Source organism: Hymenobacter sp. 15J16-1T3B, from assembly GCF_020711235.1.
Taxonomy (GTDB): Bacteria; Bacteroidota; Bacteroidia; order Cytophagales; family Hymenobacteraceae; genus Solirubrum.
The window spans coordinates 304,697-321,372 of record NZ_JAJFAV010000006.1 but is presented as its reverse complement, the minus strand read 5'-3'; the positions used below and the strand labels follow the sequence as shown (position 1 = coordinate 321,372).

Below are 16,676 nucleotides of genomic sequence, written 5' to 3'. Positions count from 1 at the left end.
AAAACCGTCCCATGAAAGCATTTGCAGCCATTCTGCTGGCTTCCGCCCTCGCCGCGGCGTGCACCAAAGCCCCGGAAACGCCCGCCGTCAACGTGCAAACCCTCGACCAGCAGTTCATTTCGGCCTGGAACAGCCGCAACGCCATTCAGCTCGATACGCTGATGGCCGACGATGTGCACTTCCTGCAGGGCGAGGCCCACTACCAGGGCAAGTCGGAAGTGTCGGATAAGTGGGTGCGCGCCACCCTCGGCACCATCGAGAACTTGCGTCTGAACGTGGCCAGCTCGGCCAACGACGACAAAACCGCCTACGAGGGCGGCACCTACTCGGTGGACGTGCTGCCGGCCGGTCCCGGCCAGCCCAGCGGCGTCGGCGAAGGCAACTTCGTGCTGATCTGGAAAAAGAATCCCAAGGGCCTCTGGAAGCTCGGCTACGCCCAGCTCGAAGGCCTGCCGGTGCGGGCCCGGTAGCGGCTAGTTTACCCGAAAACGCCAAACGCCCCGGCAGTCGGTGACTGCCGGGGCGTTTGGCGTTTTTTCGCCCGTCATGTCGGGCGGCGGAATCCGTTACCTGCTACGCTTCGCTCGTCTGCGGGTACTCTTCCCCGTCGTACACCGGCGCCAGATGCGCCTCTTCCGCCTCGGTAAACAGCCGGGAGCGGATCAGAAAGCGCACGCCGAGCGGAATTTCCAGCGAAAAGCTGGCGCCGCGCCCCTTCGTGACGTCGACGGTAAGCTGGGTGTGCTTCCAATAAGCAAACTGCGCGGCGCTCATGAAAAAGTCGCAGCCGTGGATGCGGCCCAGCCACACGTCGTTCGAGCTGACGCGGAATTCGCCCTTGGTAAAGCACATGGGCGAGGACCCGTCGCAGCAGCCGCCGCTCTGGTGAAACATCAGCGGGCCGTGCTCCTCGCGCAGCACGTCGATGGTGGCCTCGGCGGCCGTGGTGACGAGCACGCGCGGGGTGGGTTCGGGAACGGCAGTAGCCATAAGTTGGGGGTTGAAGCAAGACAATAAGAGCAACGAGCAGCGCCGGGGGCGGTAGCCAAACAGGCCGCACCGGCGCTGCCAGAAGCAACGGGCGCGGCCTGCGGCGGCACTAAAGGGCGCGGCATCAGAACTACCAGCCGGGCCGGGCGCGTGCCCACGGATTGCAGCGCCCCCGGCCCGAACCGATAACAGCGCGCCCCCACGCGCTGAGGTCAATTTGTGAAGTGGTGAAGGGTGAAATTGTGAATTGACGTTTTGGCTTTTCACAATTTCACCTTTCACCACTTCACCACTTGCCTAGAAGAAGCCCAGCTTCTGCTGGCTGTAGCTGATGAGCATGTTCTTGTTCTGGCGGTAGTGCGAGAGCATCATCTTGTGGTTCTCGCGGCCGAAGCCCGACTTGTGGTAGCCGCCGAAGGGCGCGTGGGCCGGGTAGTGGTGGTAGCAGTTGACCCACACGCGGCCCGCCTCGATGGCGCGGGGCACCTGGTACAGCTCGTGGGCGTCGCGCGTCCACACGCCGGCGCCGAGGCCGTAGAGCGTGTCGTTGGCAATGCTGATGGCTTCTTCGGTGGTTTTGAACGTCGTCACCGACACCACCGGGCCGAAGATTTCCTCCTGGAAGATGCGCATCTTGTTGTGGCCGCGGAACAGGGTGGGCTGGATGTAGTAGCCCTCGGCCAGCGCGGGGTCTTCCTGCGAGTAAGCGTCGCCGCCGGCCAGCACCTCGGCCCCCTCCGACTTGCCGATTTCCAGGTAGCTCAGGATTTTCTCGAACTGGTCGTTGGAAGCCTGGGCGCCCATCATGGTTTCCTTGTCGAGCGGGTTGCCGAGCTTGATGGCCTTCACCCGGGCAACGACGCGCTCCATGAATTCGTCGTAGATGTCTTCGTGCACCAGCATGCGCGAGGGGCAGGTGCACACTTCGCCCTGGTTCAGCGCGAACATCACGGCGCCTTCGACGGCCTTGTCGAGGTAGTCGTCGTCGGCATCCATCACCGACTTGAAGAAGATGTTCGGCGACTTGCCGCCCAGCTCCAAGGTCACCGGAATGATGTTTTCGGCGGCGTACTGCATGATGAGGCGGCCGGTGGTCGTCTCGCCGGTGAAGGCCACTTTGGCAATGCGCGGGGAGGTGGCCAGCGGCTTGCCGGCTTCCAGGCCGAAGCCGTTGACCACGTTAATCACGCCGGCCGGCACGATGTCCTGGATCAGCTCCATGAGCACCATAATGGAGGCGGGCGTCTGCTCGGCGGGCTTCATCACCACGCAGCAGCCGGCGGCCAGGGCCGGGGCCAGCTTCCAGGTGGCCATCAGCAGCGGGAAGTTCCACGGAATGATCTGCCCGACCACGCCCAGTGGCTCGTGCACGTTCAGCGAAATGGTGGTAGGGTCGAGTTCGGCCACCGAGCCCTCCTCGGCTCGGATGACGCCGGCGAAGTAGCGGAAGTGGTCGACGGCCAGCGGCAGGTCGGCGTTGAGGGTTTCGCGGATGGGCTTGCCGTTTTCCACGGTTTCCACCGCGGCCAAGTGCTCCAGGTTCTGCTCGATGGCGTCGGCAATCTTGAGCAGGATGTTGCTGCGCGTGGTGGCCGAGGCCAGCTTCCAAGTTTTGAAGGCTTCGTGGGCCGCGTCGAGGGCCAGTTCGATGTCTTCCTTGGTGGAGCGGGCCACTTTGGTAAAGGCCTTACCATCGATGGGCGAGAGGTTGTCGAAGTACTGGCCTTTGACGGGAGCCACCCACTTGCCGCCGATGAAGTTGTCGTAGTGGTCCTTGAACTTCGGGCGGGCGACAAGGGTGCTGGTTCTTTCGAGCGTTTCCATGCGGATGGGAAGTATGATGGGTTATTGGGTAAGCCAATTTCCCTGTATCCTGCCCAAAATGGGTGTACTATTCTCTCAACCACGTGGCCTATCGTCGCAACTTAGTGAGTGCTTGCTCACCCTGCTAAATGTCATGCCACCACCACGCGCGCGTTTGTTATATTGCCTCAGCCTGGGCCGGGTGCCCCGCCCCTGCCGGTCTGCTGCCGGCCGCCGCAACCATTATTCGCGCGCCGGGTTCTTCTGTTCCGGACGTTGCATTTCACAGTTTCAGGCTTCCCCGCACCATGAGCAGCCGAACCTTGTTGCCTTCCCCCGTCGCCCTGCACCGCAAAGCCGACCTGACCACGCTGGTCGAGCACCGCACTGTGTATTCGCTTAATGCCTTTGAGCTGAACATCTTCGAGACGCACCAGCAGGCCGCGCAGGTGCCCCTGAACATGGGCGCCCTGGTGCTGACCACCATGCTGCGCGGCAAAAAAGTCATGCACCTGCCCGGCCGCCCGGCTTTCGACTACCTGCCCGGCGAGTCCGTCATCGTGAGCGAGCAGCAGACCATGGTCATCGATTTTCCGGAAGCCGACGAGCACAACCCCACGCAGTGCCTCGCGGTAGCCATTCCGGCCGATACCATCCGTGGCACCATCGACCTCTTAAACGAGCGGTACCCACGGGTGGAGGAGCACACGCCCTGGCTGCTCGACGAGCACGCCTACGCCCACCTGCACAACACGCCCGAGCTGACGGGCACGCTGGAGCGCATTATTCGCGTGTCGCAGGAAGACACGGCGGCCAAAGATGTGCTGGCCGGCTTCACCCTGCAGGAGCTGCTGGTGCGCCTGATGCAGACCCAGGCCCGCAAGCTCATCTTCGACAACTACGCCCAGCACCTGACCTCTCACCGCTTCGCCCACGTGGTGCAGTTCATCAAGCGCAACCTGGCCGAGCCGCTGCCCATCGAGAAACTCAGCGAGCTGGCCTGCATGAGCAAAGCCACGTTCTTCCGCCTCTTCAAGCGTGAATTTGGCCTCACGCCGGTGGAATTCATCATCCAGGAGCGCCTCAAGGAAGCCAAGCGCCTGCTGCGCCACCCGCTGAGCACCGTGGCCGAAGTGTGCTACCGCACCGGCTTCAACAACCCGGCTTACTTCCAGAAGCTGTTTCGCAAGCACGAGGGCCTCACGCCGGGCCTCTACAAAAAGCAGCAAACGGCCCTGGGCTAAATCGGGGCTAGCTTTGCGGCATGGCCGACGACCTCGACACCCTCATCTACAGCTTATCCGACCGGCAGAAAACCGTGTTTGCCGGCCTCGTGTGTGAGCGGCTGCTGCCGCAGTACGAGGCGTTCTGCCAAGCCGAAAACTGGGGCAGCCCGGCCGTGTACGAGCGCGGCGTGGAGCTGCTGTACAACTCGGGCCTGGGCGAGTTTCACGCCGCCGAAGCCACGGCCCTGCTGGAAAAGCTGGACTTCGTCACGCCGGCCCTGCCCGATTTTGGCAGCCCGTTGACGGCCTACGCCCTCGACGCGTGCATTGCCTTGCACGAGGCGCTGCAGTTTCTCGCCGACAAACAGGAAAGCCACATCAGCCACTGCGCCACCGCCACGCTCGACAGCGTGGAAATGTACGTGCAGGACTACCGCCAGCTCGACCCCGACCAGCGCGGCTTCGAGGCCGCTGTGGCCGCCGACCCGTTTCTGCAGGCGGAGCTAGCCCGGCAGCACCGGCTGCTCGAAGCCCTGCTCAGCATCCACGAGTTCGACGCGGCCAGCATCCACCAGCTGCGCCGGCTCAACGGCAGCGGCGGCATCGTAGATCTGGCGCGGCTGCCGGCCTAAGTTGGCTCGCTGCCGGTATAAGACCGTCAGCCTGAGCGCAGCGAACCGAAGGTCGACGTAGTCAAGGGCCTTCCACGCACCCCGCACTGCCGCTGATGCCAAGCTCAAACTTTGTCGCCTGAACAGTCGTCAGAGGGCAGAAAAAAGCGCAGCCACCAACGACCTTGTACTTGGGCGTTGGTGGCTGCGCTTCTCAGTTGGTGCAAGGGCGGAGGAAGGTCATTCGGCTTCGCCTCAGGAGGAAGGTCTTTTTTCGCTACTCCTTACTGCACCACGCTGTAGGGCGCGTCGGCCAGGGCTTTTTTGGCTTCGGGCAGCTCCACGCCGAGGATTTCGTGGATGTTGACGCGCATGCGGTGGGCCATTTGGGCCAGGGGCAGGTCGTTGCTGTCCCGGCCGAAGGGGTCCTCGATTTCGTCGCCTATCATTTCCACGCCCAGCAGCGCGTAGGCCCCGAACATGGTGATAGGTATCATGAGGAAGCCGTAGGTGGTGATGAGCACCCAGGGCATGACCAGCAGAAACACCGAAATGAAGCCCTTGATGAAGTAGCTGTAGGAGAAGGGAATCGGCGTGCGCTGAATCCGCTCGCAGGCGCCGCACACGTCGAGCAGGGCCTCGTGGTGGCGTTGAATGGTGATGAGGTGGGTGGGCAGAATCAGCTCCTCGCGCAGCAGCAGCTCGTAGAACTCCTGCAGCAGCGCCGCCAGCAAGGACGGCACGTGGCCCGACTGGCGCAGCTTCTCCATCAGGTTGCCGGGCAGGTCTTCGAGCTGCTCGAAGCGCACGCCCTCGCGCAGGTGGCCTTCCAGCGCAATGGGGAAGTTGGAGAGCAACTTGGCCAGGTGGTAGCGGTGGCTCAGGTCCTGGGTGGGCAGGCGGGCGTGCAGGAGCACGGCCAGGTTGCGGCAGTTGTTGGTGAGCTGCCCCCACACCCGGCGGCCTTCCCAAAACCGGTCGTAGGCGGAGTTGGTGCGAAAGGCCAGCAGCAAGCTCAGCAGAATGCCCAGCAGCGAGAAATACTGCGGGTCGATGGTGACCTTCAGGTGGCTCAGCGGGTAGCCGACGACGGCCACGGCGCTGCTGTAGAGCCCCAGCAGCAGCACGCGCTGGAGCAGTTTCTGAATAATGGGCGACTTGCGCAGGTGGCGAAATGCCTCCCACCAGTCGGCGGATTTGTAAACAATCATGGAGCCGGAACGGGGTGGCCGGGTTGGACGGTCACGCGGCAAAGCTACGGCGCGAACATCGACCCGGCCGCCGACCGTAGCGGCTCTAGCCCGCGTCGTAGCTAATGCCGGCCACTTCGACTATCTCCTCCTTCGGGCCGAGGCGCAGCTTGACTTGCTGCCCCAGCTTGGCCCCGAGCACGGCCCGGGCAATGGGCGCCACAAACGCCACCTTGCCCTCGGCCACCGAGGCTTCATCGACGCCCACGATGGTGAAGCGCCGCTCGGCCGCAGGCTTCGCGCCGCCCACCGGCACCGGCCGCAGCGCGACGGTGGCGCCGAAGCGAACTTCGTTGGCGGGCTGCTGGCGCGGGTCGACCACGCGGGCGCTGGCAATGCGAGCGGTGAGCTGGCTGAGCTGGCCGTTGAGCACGCCCAGCTGCCGGGTGCGGTCGGTGTCGTTGGCGCGGTCGGCTTCGGCCTGGCTGCGGGTAGCTTCCAGGGCCGTCAGCTCCTCGCGCAGCTGCTCCAGCCCGCGGGGCGTGACGTAGTTGGGCGTGTTCGGCGGCAGGGCGGCCCGCGGCGGAATAATGGGCGGCGCCTGCGAATCGTCTTCTTTTACAAATCCTCGGCTCATGCTACAGGCAAACGTAAATAGCCGGTTTTGGTGACGTGCACCACTTCTTCCCCGCCAGCTATTCGTGGCCCCGCACTACCAAGCCTGTCGCCGACCGCAACGAGCGAGGGTTTCTCCCGGGCACCTGCTACAAGGTTTGCAGCAGGTGCCCGGGAGGAACCCTGGTTTAGTACTGGTTCGGCCGCGGCGCAAGTGCAACAGTGCCCCCGCCCCGGGTTCGGCCTTACGACCGCGGCACGTACTGCTCCAACAGACCCACAATGCGCTGGGCCCGGGCAGTGTCGTTCGTATCGGCGGCGGCTTGGTAGAGGCGGCTGAGCATAACCGCATTCACCTGGATTTCGCGCTCGAACAAGGCCGGCTCGTGCGAGCGGTAATAAGCCAGATTCTGCTGGGCGCGGTTGGTGAGCATATCCATCAGGCGCTGGGCCCGCGGGGCTTCGCCGGCAGCCGCCAGCGGGGCCACGAGGTCGGCCGTGTTGTAGTCGAAGGGCACGGTGTCGTCGGGCATCACGCGCAGGCAGCGGTCCACCACCTGCTTGGCCTTGGCGAGGTTGCCGTCGTGGTAATAAGCCTGGGCGAGGCGGGCAAACTCTTCCCGGTAGGCCCCCACCACGCGGCGCTGCGACTCGTCGTAGTACACGCGCGGGTTGGCTAGGTTGCGGTAGGTGAATTTGCGCATCAGCGAGTCGAAGAGCAGCTCGCGGGCCACGTAGCCGATTTCGCCGCGCTGCTCGGCCTGGGGCGCGGGGTTTTGCAGCGGCAGCACGCGGTAGGCTAGGCCTTCGAGCTGCAGGTAGGGCTCCAGCCCGGCGTATTCGCTCGGCGACATGTAAGCCGAGAAATACACTGGCCGCTGCCAGTTGTTCTGGGCCAGGATGTCGAGCAAGGCCAGCTCTTTTTTCTCCAGATAGCCCCCGGCGCCGGCCTGCCACTGCATGCGGGCCGTGAGCTGCCCGCGGCGCTCGGCGGGCACGAGGCCGGCGCGGCGCACGGCGGCGGTGTCGACATCAAGGTAGAACTGGCGCGTGGGGTACGAGAGCAGCGTGCGGCCGCTCTGCGTTTGTACCTGCAGCAGCGGCGAGTTTTGCTTCACCAATTGCACAAACTGCCGGGCGTCGACGGCCGCCACGGCGGGGTTGGTCACCAGCGGCAGGTAGTCGTTGGTGCCCTGGGTGTAATCGGGGTGGCGCAGCGTCATGGGCAGCGCGGCCGAGGGGCCCATGCGCTGCTGCAGCTGGTCGATGTACCAATCGGTGTTCAGGTACGGCGACACGGCAATGCGCACGTCGGGGCGGATGCCCTCGACCTGCTGGGCGTACCAGAGCGGGAAGGTGTCGTTGTCGCCGGCGGTGACGAGCAGCGCGTTCGGGGCCACGCTGTTGAGCAGGTTGTGCGCCCAATCCAGCGCCAACGTGCGCTCCGAGCGGTTGTGGTCGTCCCAGCCCTCGGTGGCCATGAGCACGGGCACAGCGAGGCCCAGCGCCGCGACAGTAGCCACGCGCAGCTGCTCTTGCCGCAGCACGGCGCGCAGGGCCGCGTGCAGGCCCAGCACGCCGAGGCCAATCCAGATGGCAAAGGCGTAAAACGAGCCGACGAAGGTGTAATCCCGCTCGCGCGGCTCCAGCGGCGGCTGGTTCAGGTAGAGCACGATGGCCACACCCGTCAGCGCGAAAAGCAGGCCCACCACGGCGGCATTGCGCCCGTCGCGGCGCAGCTGGAAGACCAGGCCCGCCAAGCCCAGCAGCAGCGGCAGGGCGAAGTAGTTGTTGCGGGCGCGGTTGTCGGCCAGCCCGGCGGGCAGCCCGCTTTTCGTCTCGGTGGGCCAGAGCACGCCGGCCTGTTGCACATCGGCGTCGCGCCCGACGAAATTCCAGAGAAAGTAGCGCCAGTACATGTGACCGAGCTGGTAGCGCACGAGGAAACCGAGGTTGTCGGCCATGCTGGGCCGCTGCTCGGGCTGCACGTTGGTCCACTTCTGGTACTCGCGCAGGTGGCCGGGCTGCTGGCTGTAGAGGCGGGGCAGCAGCATCTTGTCCGCGGCGGCGTACTCGCTCACCAGCTTCTGCTCCACCACTTCGTAGCGGCCGTTGCGGCGCTCGTAGCGCGGGGCGCCGTCCGTTTGGACCACCGGCTGGGCGTTGAACTGCGGGCCGTAGAGCAGGGGCCGGTCCCCGTACTGCTCGCGCTTGAGGTAGCTCACAAACGACAACACGTCCTCGGGGTTGTTTTCGTCGATGAGCGGGTTGAAGCCCGAGCGGATGGGCACGATGAGATAGGTGGAGTAGCCGATCAGCACGAACACGAGGCTGAGCAGGCTGGTGTACAGCAGCCGTTGCTGCTGCCGCGCGGCCGCGCGCAGCCCGTACGCCAGTCCGCCGGCTAGCAGCAGCCCGAACAGCACCACGCCGGCGTTGTAAGGCAGCCTCAGCGCATTCACGCAGAAGATTTCCAGCGCCCCCGCCACCGAAGGCAGGCCCGGAATGACGCCCAGCAGGATGGTCAGCACGGCGGCGCCACTGCCGGCCAGCGTCAGCAGCAGGCCGCGCGTGGTGGGCGCGGCCGTGCGGCGGAAGTAGTAGATCAGCCCCAGCGCGGGCAGGGCCAGCAGGTTCAGCAGGTGCACCCCGATGCTCAGACCGATGACGTAGGCAATCAGCACCAGCCATTTGTCGGCGTCGGGCGCGTCGGCGCGGTGTTCCCACTTCAGCATCAGCCACAAGACCAGCGCCGTGCCCAGGCTCGACAGGGCGTATACCTCGGCCTCTACGGCGTTGAACCAGAACGAGTCGGAAAAGGCAAAGGCCAGCGCGCCCACGGCGCCGCTGCTCAAAATCAGCGCGGCTTGGCTGTCGTCGGGCTCGGCGGCCGGGGTGGCGGCCCCCAGCACCAGCTTGCGGGCCAGCAGGGTGATGCTCCAGAACAGCAGCAGCACGGTGCAGGCGCTGCTCAGGGCCGAGAGCAGATTGACGAGCACCGCCACCCGGCTGGCCTCGCCGAAGCTCAGCAAGCTTGCCAAGCGCCCCAGCAGCAGAAAGGTAGGCGCGCCGGGCGGGTGCGGCACTTGCAGCTTGTCGGCGCTGGCAATGAACTCGCCGCAGTCCCAGAAGCTCACCGTGGGCTCCAGGGTCAGGCAATACGTGGCCAGAGCGGCGGCAAAAACGAGCCCGCCGGCGAGGTTGTTGAGTTTGGAATACTGCATAAGCCGTTCGGATAAGAGCGTCTGAACGGCTCAGATGCAACCGGGCGGACAAGGGTTGCCCGCGGGTTATCAACAGTCTTTCGAATCTACCCGCTCCAGCTGATAAAGTCCATTAGGGCCATCTTTTGGCATGAGGGGATATTGCGTTGGGCGTAATATGGATTTCTAGTTACGACTTTACTCCTACCCATATGCCCGTCAATACATTAACTGGGCTCACCGCCCAACTCTGCACCATGGCTCTGCTGTTTGGCTGCGCGGCTTGCAACAAGGACGGCAGCCACAAGCCGTTCGGGTGGGTCAGGGGCGGCAACCGACTGTATTATGATTTTTACGGCCTCCAGGATACCATCCGTGACTGCCGCTACCTGGAAATAAACCGCGATGATGATGACTACCGCATTCGGGAGCATGCGCCAAATAATAGTAGTGGTAGTCTCACGCCTCTTTTCGGGGAAATCAACGACATCGATGTGGTCGTCAAATCCAACGCCCTTTACGAACAGATATGCAGCAGTTGCGGCTTCGGTTCCTGCTTTAGCCTGACAGAGAACATTTACGCGCCTAAATCCCCCTTTCTCTATCAGGAGTTGCCAACGTATTACTGCGGCAGTCATATCAGAGGCCGTAACTACGTCATCAACACGGACACGACCCTGACCGTGCCGATGGGAAAGTTCAAGGTTTATATCATGCAACACCCCGACGGCGACAAATCCTACTGGAATCCACGCGAAGGCCTCATCATGTACGAAGTGCGCAACCAATACCGGACCTCGTTCCGCGGCACCCTGCGTCTGAACCGCATCACCCGCTGACGCAAACGCTTCTGTTCGCTTCGTGTAAAGTCCGACAACCATTGGCCTGTCGGCCGGTTTTGCCGTACGCACTGCTTGCCCTGTACGGGCAATTTTCATGGCCGACGAAACCTCTCACGCTTCCCCTACCCTGCCGCCCGCCTTGGTCTGGCTAATGTCGCTGACCTGCGCCCTGGTGGTGGCCAACATCTACTACAACCAGCCTCTGCTGGGCGAAATCGGGCGCACCTTCGGCAAAACCGAAAGCCAGGCCAGCTTGGTGGCCACCGTCACGCAGGTGGGCTACACGCTGTGCATGCTGCTGGTGGTGCCCCTCGGCGACAAGCTCGAACGCAAAGGCCTCATCCTGGTGATGCAGCTCGGTGCGGCCGTGTGCATGGCCGCGGCGGCTTGGGCGCCCTCGTTCGGGGTGCTGCTCGGGGCCAGCCTGCTCATCGGCGTGTGCTCGGCCGTGCCGCAGCTGCTGCTTCCCATGGCCGCGCACCTCGCCCCCGCCGAAGACCGCGGCCGCATTGTGGGCCAGATCATGAGCGGCTTGCTGATCGGCATTCTGCTCTCGCGCACCGTCAGCGGCTACGTGGGGGCACACCTGGGCTGGCGCACGGTGTTCGGGGGCGGCGCGGCCGTGATGGTGCTGCTCGGCGGCGTGCTGGCCTGGCGCCTGCCCCGCGACCGGCCCGCCTTCAGCGGCTCCTACGCCTCGCTGATGTCTTCGCTGTTCACGCTGGCCCGCACCCTGCCGCTGCTGCGCCGCTCCGCGCTGATCGGCGGCTTCATGTTCGCCGGCTTCAGCGTGTTTTGGACCACGCTGGTCTTCCTGCTCGAAGGTCCGCCCTACCACTACGGCGCCGACGTGGCGGGCTTTTTCGGCCTGATCGGGGCCGCCGGGGCCCTGGCCGCGCCCCTGGCCGGCCGCACCGCCGATACCCGCGGCTCCGACTTCGCCATTCGCATCGGCGTGGGGCTGGCGGTACTGGCCTACGGCATCCTGTTTTTGGGCAGCACCGCCCTGGCCGCGCTGGTGGTGGGCGTCATTCTGCTCGACGTGGGCGTACAGGCCACCCACATTGCCAACCAGACGCGCATCTTCGCCCTGATTCCCGAAGCCCGCAGCCGCCTCAACACCGTCTACATGACGGCCTATTTCATCGGCGGGGCCCTGGGCTCCTTGGTAGGCGGCTGGGCCTGGACGCACGGCCGCTGGCCCGGCGTGTGCGCCGCCGGCCTGGGCTTTGTGGCCCTGGCCTTTTTGGCCAGCCGGTTTTACGGCCGAACGAAAGAGGAATAAGAAGGAAATAAGCCCGTCATCCTGAGCGCAGCGAAGGACCTTCCTCCAACCCTGCACCGACCAAGAAGCGCAGCCACCAACGCCAATCGTTCGGGTGTGGTGGCTGCGCTTGTTGTCGTTGTCCCGATTAGCGCCGGCACGTTGTAGGCAGCGGCGGTGCAGGGGTTCGAGAAAGGTCCTTCGCTCTGCTCAGGATGACGGGCTTTTATTCCCGCCTCAGGCTTCCTGGTTCAAGCGGCGCATGCAGGCCTGCAGGCTCACGCGCCAGTGCGGAATGCTGATACCGAGCTGGCTTTTCGCCTTGCTCTTGTCGAGCACGGAGTAAGGTGGGCGCGTGGCTTTGGTCGGGTACTCGGCGGTGCGGATGGGCACTACGCGCGTGGGCAGCCCGGCCAGCTCGAAAATGGCCACCGCGAAGTCGTACCACGAGGTCACGCCCTCGTTGCTGTAGTGGTAGAGGCCGTAGTTGGCGTTGTTCGTTTCGATGAGGTGCAGCAGCACCGTGGCCAGGTCGATGGCGTAGGTGGGCGTGCCCGTCTGGTCCCAGATGACGCGCATTTCGTCCCGCTCACGGCCGAAGCGCAGCATGGTCTTCACGAAGTTGCCGGCGAATTCGGAGTACAACCAGCTGGTTCGCAGAATGAAATACTTGTCCGTATGGGCCGGAATCACCTGCTCGCCTTCCAGCTTGGTCAGGCCGTAGGCGCTGATGGGCGCGGCTTCGTCGGTTTCGAGCAGGGGCTGGTTGCCCGAGCCGGCAAACACGAAATCGGTGGAGACGTGCAGCAGCGTGGCACCAAACTCGGCGCACAGCCGGGCCAGGTTTTCCACGCCGTCGCGGTTCACGCGGCGGGCCAGCTCCAGCTCGTCCTCGGCCTTGTCGACGGCCGTATAAGCGGCGCAGTTGATGCAGTATTGCGGCTGGTGCTGCTCGAACGCGGCCCGCAGGCCGTCGGGGTTCAGGATGTTGGCCTGCTCTTCGGCCAGCATGACCAAGCGGTCCGTCATGTTCCGCTCGGCCGCCACCTGCGCCAAGCATTGCCCCAATTGCCCGGAGGCGCCAAAAACCAGAATGCTGCTGCTCATATCGAAGCGCCTACGCGTTTATCAGCCGCGAAAATAGCGCGTTTCGATGGTTACGCGGCGGCCACCGGCCGCATGGGCGCCGCGTAACCCGCCGCACGTCCAGCCCCGCTTCAGCCCTGGGCGGCGCCGTTCTTGTTGGCAATGGGCCGAAACTGCCGTTCCCGGGGCTGCTTTTCGGTGAGGTAGCGCCAGTAGCGCTTGGGCATGTGGCGGCGGTGCAGCTTCACGTTTTTGCGCTCGGGGATGTTGACGTGGTCGAAATACGCCTGCCAGAGCACCTGAAACAGCGGCTCCCGCTCGTCGAGCACGGCGGCGGATACGGCCGAGGTGTCGCTGGCCACCGCGTCCACGGCCGCATCGAAGCTGACCACGTCGGTGCGCTGCAGGTCGTAGTAAAGGCCGTAGCGGCGCCGCCGGTCGAAAATCAGCCAACGCTGGTCGGCGTAGCGCTTGGTGAAGTGCTCGGCAATGAGCGGCAGCACGTCGAAGTCGGGCTCGATGCTGGCGTGAAACAGCCCATCCTGGGTCCGCTCGAAGCGCACAAAGGCCTCCATGCGGTGCTTTTCGCGAAACAGCTGCTTGTTGATTTCGGCCACCGTGCGCACGGTGTCGTCGGCGAAATGCTCGCTGATGTCCTGCCCGCCGGCCGCTATGGCCAGCTGCACGTAGCGGAAGATGAGCAACTCCCGGTCGGGGCGCTCCGAGAGGAAGGTTTTGTAAAGGTTGGTGCGCGCTTCGGCCGGCATGTGCTTGAGCAGGCCCTCCCACACGCGCCGGGCCTGGGCTTCGTCGGTGGGCACGAAGTGCGTTTCGCTGAACAAACCGCCCTGCGCGGCACCTTCCAGCGCAATGGCCTCGGGCCAGCGGCGCGTCTGCCAGCAGGTGAGCAGCACCGTCAGCAGCCCATCGAAGGAGCCGTCGTAGGTGAAGCGGGCGGCCGCGTCGAAGCTCGGCGGCAGCGCCCCGCCAGGCCGCAGCGAGGTGACGGCCGGCCGGGCCGGCAGCCCCGGCGCCCGGCGTTGTAAGGAAGTAATGCGCGGCTTTTTCAACGAGAGAGACAAGCAAAAGATAAGGCTGGAGCCAGTTCCAAGCGGCGGAGCTACCCAGTCGCCTGGGCTGATAGACTAACAAAAAGCGGGCGGTATACGCTCCAGCTTACTGCGCTTAAATCCATTGATTTTTAACCCAAAACGCATCAATATTCGATCAATCCGTGCCTCAACAACGCTTAGTCAGCGGCAAGCTATACGCGGCAACTGCTACGCCTCGAAGTTTCCACGCCCTTGCCCAGCCTCCGCGAAAAACTCCAGCAGCAACTCGTTGACGCGGGTGCCTTCTTCGTGCTGCACCCAGTGCGTGGCTTTGTCGAAGTACGTCAGCCAGCCCTGGTCGCAGTATTTCTGGCTTTCCTCGGCCATGCGGGCTTCCAAAAACGCGTCGCGGCGTCCCCAGATGAGCTGCAGCGGCACCGTGATGCGGCCGAGCTGCGTGCTGCTACGGCCCCGGCGGGCGGCGGCTCGGTACCAGTTGATCATGCTGCGCATGGCGCCGGGCTGGCTCCAGGCCAGGCGGTAGCGGCGCAAATCGTCGGCGGAGAAGGTGCCGCGGCGGCTGGTGCTGGTCAGGCTTTTGCGGCCGGCCCACCAGTTGCGCAGCCGGGCCAGCTGCTCGGGCAGCCAGGGAAGCTGAAAAAAGAGAGCGTACCAGCTTTTGCGCCGCTGCCGACCACTGCGCCGCAGCGTGCGGCCGAATACCGTGGGGTGGGGCACGTTCAGAATAGCCACCCGCCGCAGCCGCGCGGGGTGACGCGCCGCCAAGTGCCAGGCCACAATGCCGCCCCAGTCGTGGCCGACCACGCAGGCCTGCTCCCGGCCCGCCGCGTCCAGCAGCCCGATGACGTCGGCCACCAGCTCCTCGACGGCGTAGGCGTTGACTGCCCGCGGCTTATCCGAGAGGTTGTAGCCGCGCTGGTCGGGGGCCCACACGCGGTAGCCGGCCGCGGCCAGCGCCGGAATCTGCCGGTGCCACCCGTACCAGAACTCCGGAAAGCCGTGCAGCAGCACGACCAGCGGGCCATCAAGCGGGCCGCACTGCACCACGTGCAGGCGCAGGCCGTTGGTTTCGACGTAATGGTCTTCGAGGGAATAAAGCATCCGCCCTATACGCTACCCGTAGGCCAGATCGATACAACTGGGCGGCTACGAATGTATTACGCAGCTTCGGCGGGGCGCTGCTGGGCGGCCAGCTGCGCGCGGCGCTCCTGCAGCTGCTGGCGCACGATGGGCAGCAGCTCCGAGAGCTTGCAGCAGCAGGCCATCCGGGCCACTTTGTCGGCTTCGTCGAGCGTGGGGCCCAGGGGCAGCGCGGGTTGCTGGTGGTCGAGAATAGTCATGGCAGTGTTGAGAGAAGAGAGGAGGCTAGGGTTGAGCGGCGCTTAGCCCGCTTGGCGGAATAGGTCGAGCTGGGGCGAAACGAGGTCGGGGGCGGTGACGATGGTGGGCTCCGGCGCGAAGAGGTCGAGCTGGCGCTTGACCAGGGCCGAGCGGGTTTGCCCGTCGCCGTAGAGGATTTTGCGGCGCACGGTCTGCTCGTCGTACTCGCGCTTTTCCAGGGCCATGCCGCGGCAGGTGATAAAGTAGCGCGCCCGGCGCAGCACCACGCCGAACTTGTGCAGGTGGTCGAGGGTGAGCGGGGCGAAGCGGCGGGCGGCCACGATGCGCTTGGCCGACTTCATGCCGATGCCCGGCACGCGCAGAATCAGCTCGTAGTCGGCCGTATTCACATCGACGGGAAACACGTGACGGTGGCGCAGGGCCCAGGCCAGCTTGGGGTCGATTTCCAGGTCGAGGTGGGGGTGCGCCGGGTCGAGGATTTCGTTGGCGTCGAAGCCGTAGAAGCGCATCAGCCAGTCGGACTGGTAGAGGCGGTGCTCGCGCATCAGCGGGGGCTGCACCACCTGGGGCAGGCGCTGGTCACCCGACACGGGCACGTAGCCGGAGTAGTACACGCGCTTGAGGCCGTAGCCTTTATAGAGGCCGTCGGCGAGCTGGATGATCTGGTGGTCGGTTTCGGGGGAGGCGCCGACGACGAGCTGGGTAGTCTGGCCGGCGGGGGCAAACTGCGGGGCTTTCTTGAACAGCTCCCGCTCCTCGCGGTTCTGGGCCACGTTCTGCTGAATCTGACTCATGGGCGTCAGAATCTCCTCGTAGTTTTTCTCGGGGGCCAGCGTGGTCAGGCTCAGCTCCGAGGGCAGCTCGATGTTGACGCTCAGGCGGTCGGCGTAGAGGCCGGCTTCCTTGATGAGCTCTTCCGAAGCGCCGGGAATGGTTTTGAGGTGGATGTAGCCGTTGAACTTCTCCTCGGTGCGCAGCTTTTTGCAGATGCGCACCAGCCGCTCCATAGTGTAGTCGGGCGAGGAGAAAATGCCGCTGCTCAAAAACAGGCCCTCGATGTAGTTGCGGCGGTAGAAGTTCATGGTCAGGTCCACCACTTCCTCCACCGTGAAGGCGGCGCGCTTCACGTCGTTGGACTTGCGCGAGACGCAGTAGGCGCAGTCAAAAATGCAGTGGTTGGTGAGCAGAATCTTCAGCAACGAGACGCAGCGGCCGTCCTCGGTGTAGGAGTGGCAGATGCCCATGCCCTCGGCGTTGCCCAAGCCTTTGTTCTCGTTTTTGCGCTTGCCGCCGCTGCTCGAACACGAGGCATCGTACTTGGCGGCGTCGGCCAAAATGCTTAGCTTTTCTATGATTCGCTCGTTCATCTGCGGGCTGCGCTTCGGGTTGTAAAGAACCAGAAAAACGCCTCATTGCGCAACTCAGTTCCAGA

General features: G+C 64.5%; 15 protein-coding genes. 5 read left to right on the top strand and 10 right to left on the bottom strand.

Going from position 1 to position 16,676, the window contains the following annotated elements; genetic code table 11:
* Positions 1-11 precede the first annotated feature (11 nt).
* Positions 12-470 (top strand): DUF4440 domain-containing protein, encoded by a 459-nt coding sequence (locus LJ737_RS12895; protein ID WP_227766298.1) that lies wholly within the window; start codon positions 12-14, stop codon positions 468-470.
* Positions 471-573: 103 nt separating this feature from the next.
* Here LJ737_RS12895 and LJ737_RS12890 read toward each other — a convergent pair whose 3' ends face one another.
* Entirely contained in the window at positions 574-990 is a 417-nt protein-coding gene (locus LJ737_RS12890) for a DUF779 domain-containing protein (RefSeq protein ID WP_227766296.1), read from the bottom strand.
* 297 nt (positions 991-1,287) lie between these two features.
* Positions 1,288-2,814 (bottom strand): aldehyde dehydrogenase family protein, encoded by a 1,527-nt coding sequence (locus tag LJ737_RS12885; RefSeq protein WP_227766295.1) that lies wholly within the window; start codon positions 2,812-2,814, stop codon positions 1,288-1,290.
* A 287-nt stretch (positions 2,815-3,101) separates the two neighbouring features.
* Between LJ737_RS12885 and LJ737_RS12880 the strand changes: the two genes are divergently transcribed.
* Positions 3,102-4,037, top strand: coding sequence for an AraC family transcriptional regulator (locus tag LJ737_RS12880; RefSeq protein WP_227766293.1), 936 nt, complete (start codon positions 3,102-3,104; stop codon positions 4,035-4,037).
* A 20-nt stretch (positions 4,038-4,057) separates the two neighbouring features.
* Entirely contained in the window at positions 4,058-4,651 is a 594-nt protein-coding gene (locus LJ737_RS12875; RefSeq protein ID WP_227766291.1) for a DUF416 family protein, read from the top strand.
* Between the two features lie 263 nt (positions 4,652-4,914).
* Here LJ737_RS12875 and LJ737_RS12870 read toward each other — a convergent pair whose 3' ends face one another.
* The 3 genes from LJ737_RS12870 to LJ737_RS12860 form a co-directional block, all read right to left on the bottom strand.
* Positions 4,915-5,841: a bestrophin family protein gene (locus tag LJ737_RS12870; protein WP_227766289.1), complete on the bottom strand. Its 927-nt coding sequence runs from the start codon at positions 5,839-5,841 to the stop codon at positions 4,915-4,917.
* Positions 5,842-5,926: 85 nt separating this feature from the next.
* Positions 5,927-6,457, bottom strand: coding sequence for a GreA/GreB family elongation factor (locus LJ737_RS12865; RefSeq protein ID WP_227766287.1), 531 nt, complete (start codon positions 6,455-6,457; stop codon positions 5,927-5,929).
* A gap of 223 nt (positions 6,458-6,680) precedes the next feature.
* Positions 6,681-9,659 carry a glycosyltransferase family 117 protein gene (locus LJ737_RS12860; protein WP_227766285.1) on the bottom strand — a complete coding sequence of 993 codons (2,979 nt, stop codon included), beginning with the start codon at positions 9,657-9,659 and terminating at the stop codon, positions 6,681-6,683.
* Positions 9,660-9,895: 236 nt separating this feature from the next.
* Between LJ737_RS12860 and LJ737_RS12855 the strand changes: the two genes are divergently transcribed.
* Together LJ737_RS12855 and LJ737_RS12850 are read left to right on the top strand one after the other, a co-directional pair.
* Positions 9,896-10,477 carry a hypothetical protein gene (locus tag LJ737_RS12855; protein WP_227766283.1) on the top strand — a complete coding sequence of 194 codons (582 nt, stop codon included), beginning with the start codon at positions 9,896-9,898 and terminating at the stop codon, positions 10,475-10,477.
* 97 nt (positions 10,478-10,574) lie between these two features.
* Positions 10,575-11,765 carry an MFS transporter gene (locus LJ737_RS12850; protein ID WP_227766281.1) on the top strand — a complete coding sequence of 397 codons (1,191 nt, stop codon included), beginning with the start codon at positions 10,575-10,577 and terminating at the stop codon, positions 11,763-11,765.
* 216 nt (positions 11,766-11,981) lie between these two features.
* Here LJ737_RS12850 and rfbD read toward each other — a convergent pair whose 3' ends face one another.
* The 5 genes from rfbD to LJ737_RS12825 form a co-directional block, all read right to left on the bottom strand.
* Complete coding sequence (gene rfbD, locus LJ737_RS12845) at positions 11,982-12,851, bottom strand: dTDP-4-dehydrorhamnose reductase (protein ID WP_227766280.1); 870 nt, start codon at positions 12,849-12,851, stop codon at positions 11,982-11,984.
* A 110-nt stretch (positions 12,852-12,961) separates the two neighbouring features.
* On the bottom strand, positions 12,962-13,912 hold the full coding sequence (locus LJ737_RS12840; RefSeq protein ID WP_227766278.1) for a TIGR03915 family putative DNA repair protein: 951 nt from the start codon (positions 13,910-13,912) through the stop codon (positions 12,962-12,964).
* A gap of 198 nt (positions 13,913-14,110) precedes the next feature.
* Positions 14,111-15,004 (bottom strand): alpha/beta fold hydrolase, encoded by an 894-nt coding sequence (locus LJ737_RS12835; RefSeq protein ID WP_227766276.1) that lies wholly within the window; start codon positions 15,002-15,004, stop codon positions 14,111-14,113.
* A gap of 56 nt (positions 15,005-15,060) precedes the next feature.
* Positions 15,061-15,243, bottom strand: a complete 183-nt coding sequence (locus LJ737_RS12830; RefSeq protein ID WP_227766275.1) for a hypothetical protein — start codon at positions 15,241-15,243, stop codon at positions 15,061-15,063.
* A 42-nt stretch (positions 15,244-15,285) separates the two neighbouring features.
* The gene (locus tag LJ737_RS12825; RefSeq protein WP_227766274.1) at positions 15,286-16,611 is read right to left on the bottom strand and encodes a putative DNA modification/repair radical SAM protein; all 1,326 of its coding nucleotides are present in this window, start codon (positions 16,609-16,611) and stop codon (positions 15,286-15,288) included.
* Positions 16,612-16,676 lie beyond the last annotated feature (65 nt).

Coding starts and splice junctions, on each gene's coding strand:
- rfbD (WP_227766280.1), bottom strand. CDS start 12,851: ATGAGCAGCAGCATTCTGGTTTTTGGCGCCTCCGGGCAATTGGGGCAA.
- LJ737_RS12825 (WP_227766274.1), bottom strand. CDS start 16,611: ATGAACGAGCGAATCATAGAAAAGCTAAGCATTTTGGCCGACGCCGCC.
- LJ737_RS12880 (WP_227766293.1), top strand. CDS start 3,102: ATGAGCAGCCGAACCTTGTTGCCTTCCCCCGTCGCCCTGCACCGCAAA.
- LJ737_RS12895 (WP_227766298.1), top strand. CDS start 12: ATGAAAGCATTTGCAGCCATTCTGCTGGCTTCCGCCCTCGCCGCGGCG.
- LJ737_RS12865 (WP_227766287.1), bottom strand. CDS start 6,457: ATGAGCCGAGGATTTGTAAAAGAAGACGATTCGCAGGCGCCGCCCATT.
- LJ737_RS12860 (WP_227766285.1), bottom strand. CDS start 9,659: ATGCAGTATTCCAAACTCAACAACCTCGCCGGCGGGCTCGTTTTTGCC.
- LJ737_RS12855 (WP_227766283.1), top strand. CDS start 9,896: ATGGCTCTGCTGTTTGGCTGCGCGGCTTGCAACAAGGACGGCAGCCAC.
- LJ737_RS12870 (WP_227766289.1), bottom strand. CDS start 5,841: ATGATTGTTTACAAATCCGCCGACTGGTGGGAGGCATTTCGCCACCTG.
- LJ737_RS12875 (WP_227766291.1), top strand. CDS start 4,058: ATGGCCGACGACCTCGACACCCTCATCTACAGCTTATCCGACCGGCAG.
- LJ737_RS12890 (WP_227766296.1), bottom strand. CDS start 990: ATGGCTACTGCCGTTCCCGAACCCACCCCGCGCGTGCTCGTCACCACG.
- LJ737_RS12885 (WP_227766295.1), bottom strand. CDS start 2,814: ATGGAAACGCTCGAAAGAACCAGCACCCTTGTCGCCCGCCCGAAGTTC.
- LJ737_RS12835 (WP_227766276.1), bottom strand. CDS start 15,004: ATGCTTTATTCCCTCGAAGACCATTACGTCGAAACCAACGGCCTGCGC.
- LJ737_RS12830 (WP_227766275.1), bottom strand. CDS start 15,243: ATGACTATTCTCGACCACCAGCAACCCGCGCTGCCCCTGGGCCCCACG.
- LJ737_RS12850 (WP_227766281.1), top strand. CDS start 10,575: ATGGCCGACGAAACCTCTCACGCTTCCCCTACCCTGCCGCCCGCCTTG.